1 protein-coding gene is annotated in these 1,118 nt (G+C 62.9%); it reads right to left on the reverse strand.

Annotated elements, in window-relative coordinates; genetic code table 11:
• Window positions 1–1,118 (reverse strand): glycogen debranching protein (locus KNN17_RS22285; protein WP_241711103.1); only part of this gene is annotated, 1,118 nt, incomplete at both ends.

The raw sequence follows: 1,118 nt of genomic DNA on the forward strand, positions 1-1,118 counted from the left end.
TCGATGATGATGTCCCATGCCGGTGCGTATTCGTCCGAGGGCAGCTTGAAGCCGACTTCGTCGTCGTGGGCGTTGAAGTAGAGCAGGAAGTTGACGTCCGTGATGCGCCGGCCTTGGTTGTCCCGGCCGCGGATCCCGTCACCGTTGAGGAACACCCCTACGGAGCGTCCGAAACCGTTGTCCCAGTCCTCCGGCTGCATGAGGGCTCCCTCCGGGTCAAGCCAGACAATGTCCGGAAGCGGTTCTCCCTCGCTCCTGTGCACGGGCCTGCCGTCGAAGAAGCGGCTGCGCCGGAAGGTCGGATGCTTGGCGCGCAAGGCGCTGACCGCGGCCGTGAACTCCACCAGCGGCTGGTCCACGCTGTCCCAGTTGATCCACGTCAGCTCGGAGTCCTGGCAGTAACCGTTGTTGTTGCCCCGCTGCGTCCGGCCGAGCTCGTCACCATGCAGCAGCATCGGAACACCCTGGGACAAGAGCATGGAGGCGATGAAGTTCCGCTGCTGTCGGGCACGCAGGCCCAGGACCTTCGGATCCTCCGTAGGCCCTTCGACACCGCAGTTCCAGGAACGGTTGTGCGATTCGCCGTCGTTGTTGCCTTCGCCGTTGGCCTCGTTGTGCTTCTCGTTGTAGGACACCAGGTCAGCCAAGGTGAAGCCGTCGTGGGCCGTGACGAAGTTGATGGAGGCCACCGGACGCCGCCCGGAATGCTCGTAAAGGTCCGCCGAACCCGTCAACCTCGAGGCGAACTCGCCCAGGGTCGAAGGCTCGCCGCGCCAGAAGTCACGCACCGTGTCCCGGTACTTGCCGTTCCATTCCGTCCACTGCGGCGGGAAGTTGCCCACCTGGTAGCCGCCCGGACCCACGTCCCACGGCTCGGCGATCAGCTTGACCTGGGAGACCACCGGATCCTGCTGGATGAGTTCGAAGAACGTGGACAGCTTGTCCACGTCATAGAACTCACGGGCCAGCGTGGACGCCAGATCGAAACGGAAACCATCCACATGCATTTCCGTGACCCAGTAACGCAGCGAATCCATCAGCAACTGCAACGAATGCGGACTGCGCACGTTCAACGAGTTGCCCGTACCCGTGTAGTCCATGTAATGCTTCTCGTCACC

Origin of the sequence: Arthrobacter bambusae (genome assembly GCF_022606295.1) — a bacterium.
Classification (GTDB): Bacteria; Actinomycetota; Actinomycetes; order Actinomycetales; family Micrococcaceae; genus Arthrobacter; species Arthrobacter bambusae_A.